Origin of the sequence: Streptomyces sp. NPDC006743 (assembly GCF_040703815.1) — a bacterium.
Taxonomy (GTDB): Bacteria; Actinomycetota; Actinomycetes; order Streptomycetales; family Streptomycetaceae; genus Streptomyces.
The window spans coordinates 1-4,655 of the sequence record NZ_JBEYJA010000126.1; the positions used below are offsets into that span (position 1 = coordinate 1).

The window sequence follows — 4,655 nt, forward strand, 5'->3', positions numbered from 1 at the left end:
CGACGCCCGGCACGCACGCTCGCGGCGTTGCCGAAAGGCCCTGACAGCTCCGCTACAAGGACCTTCCGGCGCCTTGCGATCGCACGCACCGGACGTCGCGAGCTGATCGGACTCCCCTTTTGTTCGCAGCTCTTACACGACCGCCCCCCATCCGGCACCGGTTCTTATCAAATTCTCACCATGGGTATGATCATCTCAAGTGTCGGCTTCCGCGCTCATTGCACGATCTGTGTGCGCAGAAGCCGACTTAGCCATGTTTGAGGAGCAAAACAAGTGCATAGGAGCTTGCGGGCCCGCACGATGGGCATCGCGACGCTGACCTCGATCGCCGTGCTGGCGGCGGCCCCGTACACGGCGGTGGCCGCGGAACGGCCCACCGCACCGGCGGTGGTGGAGGTACCGAAGAGCAAGCCGGTCACCGAGGCCGCCACCGCAGAAGCGGCCCTGGCCGCCGCCAAGGCCTTCGACCGGCGGGTGGAGGTGCTGGACCAGCGCACCGAGACGACCACCACCTACGCCAACCCCGACGGCACCCTGACGACCGTCCAGTCGGCCGGCCCCATCCGCATGATCAAGAACGGTGCGTGGACCGATGTCGACATCGACCTGAAGCGCAACGGCGACGGGACGGTCAGCTCGCACGCCCACCCGGAGAACCTCACGCTCGCAGGCCCCGGCGGCGCCCGCGCCGCCTCGGTCGCGCACGCCGCGCTGGCCCCGGACACCGCCGCCCGCGACCTGATCACGCTCGGCTCGGGCCACCAGCGCCTGTCGGTGCAGTGGAAGGGCGGCTTGCCCGCGCCCGTCCTGGACGGCAACCGCGCCACCTACCGCGACGCGGTACCCGGCGCCGACCTCGTCGTCGACGCCACCCGCAGCGGTTTCGAGCAGTACCTGACGCTGAACAAGCGTCCCCAGGACGGTGCCCCGCTGGTGCTGCCGCTGAAGGTCACAGGACTCAAGGCCGAGGCACAGGACGACGGTTCGATCCTGTTCACCGACAAGACCAGCGGCGAGCGCGTCTCCACCATCCCGGCCCCGACGATGTGGGACGCCTCGGTCGACGAGCGCTCCGGCGAACACACCAACCGCCGGCCCGTCCCGCTGAAGATCGCCCAGAACGGCGACAGCGTCGAGCTGCGCCTGACTCCTGACCCCAAGTGGCTGGCCGACCCCAGGACGCGGTACCCCGTCACGATCGATCCGGCCGCGGACGTCCTCGACGTGCTGTTCGACACGTGGGTGCAGGGCGGCGAAACCGCCGACCAGTCCGCCTCCACCGACCTGAAGATCGGCTGGCCGGGCGACAGCGTGGGCACCACCCCGCGGGTGGCACGCTCCTTCCTCACCTTCCGCACCTCGCCGTTCGCCGACGCCCTGGTCACCGACGCGAAGCTGAAGCTGTACAACTACCACTCCTGGTCCTGCCAGGCGCGCGGCTGGGAGGTGTGGGCCACGGACGCGGCCGACACCGACACCCGGTGGACCAGGCAGCCGCAGTGGAAGCAGAAGTTCGCCACCTCGACCGAGACCAAGTCCACCACGTGCGACAACGAGGGCTACGTCAGCGCGGACATCACCGAGCTGGCCAAGGTCTGGGCGAGCGCCAAGGCCGACACCGGCTCCATCGGACTGCGCGCCACCGACGAGAACGACACGTACGGCTGGAAGCGCTTCTACTCCGGTGACGCCGCCGAGGACCGCATACCGCAGCTCGAGGTGACGTACAACTACCGTCCGCGCAACGGCGTCAACCTCCAGGCCGGACCGCCGTTCGTCAGCGACGGCGGCATCTACAAGGTCGCCACGACCACCCCGACGCTGCGCTTCTCCACCGAGGACGCCAACCCTGACGACCAGGTCCGCGGCACCTTCGAGATCACCGATCTCGCCACCGGCGAGGTCGTGACCAGCCTCAACTCCGCCTTCGTACCCGCCAGTACGACCGCGCAGGTCACGGTGCCGGCCGGCAAGCTGCTGACCGGCCACACCTACAGCTTCCGCACCACCACCTTCGACGGCACGCACTGGGCCAACGGCTGGTCCGCCCCGGCCACGTTCCACGTGGACACCGCCTGGGCGATGGACGCGGCCACCCGTACCCTCGGCTACGCCAACGCCGCCTCCGAAGCCGCCGACGTCACCGCCGCCACCACCAGCAACAGCACCTACGCGGCGATCGCGACGACGGACGAGAACACCGTCGGCGTGCCCTGGAACGCCTCCGGCACCATCGACATCGCCGACGGCAACGGCGGCTTCGCCTCCCTGGGCCTGCCCGGCGGCACGGCCAAGGGCACGTCGGTGGGCGGCACGGTCGTCTACACCGACCCGGCGCAGAACGTGGACACCGTCACCCAGCCCACCGCCGAAGGCGGCGTCCGCACCCTTCAGGTGATCAAGAACGCCGACGCGCCGCACTCCTACCGGACGGCCCTCCAACTGCCCGAGGACGTCGACATCGTCACCCACGAGGACGGCAGCGTCTCCGTTCTCGACGGCGCTGTCCCCACCGGCACGGTCTCCGTCATCGCCGGCGCCAACGGCGGCTACCTCTCCGCCCGGGTGAACGACGCCGGCGACCAGGCGGGCAAGATCCGCGCCTCGGCCACCACCGACAGCACCTGGGAGAAGTTCACCCTGGTCGCGAACACCGACGGCACCTACGCCCTGAAGTCGCAGGCGAACGGCAAGTACGTCAGTGTCGAGAACAACTACACCGGCATCCGCCAGGGCATGCTGCGCGCCCGCGCCGACTCGGTCGGCACGTGGGAGAAGTTCACGCCGGTCAAGCAGCAGAACGGCGCGTTCGCGCTCAAGGCCCTCGCCAACGGCAAGTTCGTGACCGTGGAGACATCCGCCACGGGCGCGGACGCCGCCCTGGCCCGCGCCGCGGCCACCGCCGTGACCGACGCGCAGATCTTCACCATCGTCCCGGACCAGCCCCGCGAGCAGATCGGCTTCTTCGAGGCGCCCTGGGCCAAGGACGCGGCCGGCAAGGACGTCCCGACCCGCTACGAGGTCAAGGACGGCTACCTCGTGCAGACCGTCGACTTCACCGCCGCCACCGCCTTCCCGGTCGTCATCGACCCCGGATTCTGGTCCACGGCGTGGAAGGTGACCAAGTGCGCCGCGTCGGTCGCCAGCTTCATCTACGGCTTCACGCCCCAGGGCTCGAGCAAGAAGGTCATCACGGCTGTACGGCTGGTGAAGAAGGTCGGTTTCCGCAAGACGGCGAACATCATCCGCACGTATCTCAAGCGGCACAAGCTGACCACGGACGGCCGCAAGATCGTCGCCGGCATCCTCGGCATCAACTCGATCAAGAGCAACTGCAAGTTCTGACCCGGAAGGAGGAAACACCATGTGGATCGCAGGGCTCGCGATCGCCGCGCAACTGACCCTGATCGTGGCCTATCTGATGGTGCGCGCCCGCCGCTCCCCGGCGCAGCGCGCCGACACGGCACGGTGGCCGCGTATGGGCGAGCGGATGCCGTACGGCTCCCTGCTCGCGGCCGCTGCGGGACTGCTGGCCGGCCATCTGGCTGCCCGGCCCCACACCGATCCGCTGTTCCTCGGTCTGGCCGGCCTGCTGCTGCCCACCCTGGCGGCCCAGGCGCTCGCCGCACTCACCCCGGCCCGCGGTGTCGCACCGGCCGTGGCACTCGCGGGCGGCCTGGCGGCGGGCCTCGCGACAGTGCCGTGACGCACTGAACCCTCGGTGGGAAACAGGCCGGGCCGTCGAGCACCGACTCGTCGGCCCGGCCTGTCCTGTCTTCACGGCCTGTCCGGTGGCGATGAGGTGCGGACGGCGTCCGCCGCGGCCTGCCGCGCGTCGCGGGAGTCTGGCATGTGTTCACCTCTTCTCGGTCGCGGGGCAGCGCAAGGGGTGGTCGGGTGCTGGTCAGGGAGTGAGGTTGTCCTGGTCGGGGTCGCGCCATTCGGCGAGCAGGACGGTGGCGTCGTCGTCGAGTTCTCCGTCGTGGTGGTCGAGGAGGGCGTGCATGATGCGGCGCAGTGTCTCGTGGACGGTGAGCCGGTCGGCGTGGTGGCGTACGAGGTAGTCGGTGAAGCGGTCCAGGCCGAACTGGCGGCCGTCCGCGCCGCGGGCTTCGACGATGCCGTCGGTGTAGAGGACGAGCCGGTCATGGGGCTGGAGCTGTTCGTGACAGACGGTGACAGGAAGGTCCAGAGCGATCCCCATGGGCCCGGCGGGTGGGCATTGCGGTTCTCTGGCCCAGCGCCCTGCCGCGAGGATCACCGGCAGGTGGTGCCCGCGGTTGACCCAGGCCAGCCTTCCGGTCTTCAGGTCGAGGTCGGTGAGAATGCCGGTCACGTAGCGGGTGGTGCCGAACTGCTCGATCAGGGCGTCCTCCACCGCCTGGGACGTCTGGACGAGATCGGCGCCCTGACGCCGGGCGTTGCGGCAGGTGGCGACCGCCATGTTGGCGGTCAGGCCCGCTGTGGCGTCGTGACCCATGGCGTCGAACACCGACAGGTGCAGCACGTCGCCGGAGATGGCGTAGTCGAAGGCGTCGCCGCCCACCTCGTAGGCCGGCTCGGAGACCGCAGCCACGGTGGTGGCGCGCCCGGCGAACGCCGAGGGCGGGGTGAGGTGCCGCTGCATCTCGGCCGCCACGCTCATCGGCGCTGTC

The 4,655-nt window shown here is 69.9% G+C and carries 3 protein-coding genes; 2 read left to right on the forward strand and 1 reads right to left on the reverse strand.

The annotated features are described in order from the left end of the window. The first annotated feature begins 273 nt into the window (after positions 1-273). Positions 274-3,345 (forward strand): DNRLRE domain-containing protein, encoded by a 3,072-nt coding sequence (locus tag ABZ719_RS37255; RefSeq protein ID WP_366729604.1) that lies wholly within the window; start codon positions 274-276, stop codon positions 3,343-3,345. A gap of 19 nt (positions 3,346-3,364) precedes the next feature. Further along, complete coding sequence (locus ABZ719_RS37260; protein ID WP_366729605.1) at positions 3,365-3,706, forward strand: hypothetical protein; 342 nt, start codon at positions 3,365-3,367, stop codon at positions 3,704-3,706. A gap of 198 nt (positions 3,707-3,904) precedes the next feature. Here the strand turns inward: ABZ719_RS37260 and ABZ719_RS37265 are convergent. Beyond that, a partial coding sequence (locus tag ABZ719_RS37265; RefSeq protein WP_366729606.1) for a PP2C family protein-serine/threonine phosphatase occupies positions 3,905-4,655 on the reverse strand: 751 nt, incomplete at its 5' end.